The sequence below is a fragment of the Acinetobacter sp. ESBL14 genome, from assembly GCF_036668815.1.
In the GTDB taxonomy this organism is placed as follows: Bacteria; Pseudomonadota; Gammaproteobacteria; order Pseudomonadales; family Moraxellaceae; genus Acinetobacter; species Acinetobacter gyllenbergii.
In genome coordinates this window covers 1-354 of record NZ_JAZEVS010000057.1, presented here as the reverse complement: position 1 = coordinate 354, position 354 = coordinate 1, and the positions used below count along the sequence as shown (strand labels likewise).

The 354-nt window shown below is 46.6% G+C and carries 1 pseudogene; it reads left to right on the top strand.

The annotated features are described in order from the left end of the window. A pseudogene (locus V6E90_RS21930) lies at window positions 1-354 on the top strand (YadA-like family protein); the annotation flags it as partial.

Genomic DNA, 354 nt, shown 5'->3' with positions numbered 1-354 from the left:
CAATTGATGGTGCGATCACAAGCGTGAAAGATGCAGCAACCAAAGCGAAAACCACGGTTACAGCAGGAGACAACGTTGTAGTTACACCAACCACCAATGCAGATGGTTCAAGCAACTACCAAGTATCAACAGCGAAAGATGTGAACTTCGACAAGGTGACTGTAGGCAGTGTTGTTGTTGATAAGACAACAAACACGATCAAAGGTCTGAGCAACACGACGTGGAACGGCACAGCGGTATCAGGTCAAGCGGCAACCGAAGATCAATTGGCAGCAGTTGATGGCAAGTTGGGTACATTAGACGATGCAGCAGTTAAATATGACGATGCAACGACTAAAGACAAGATCACGCTTG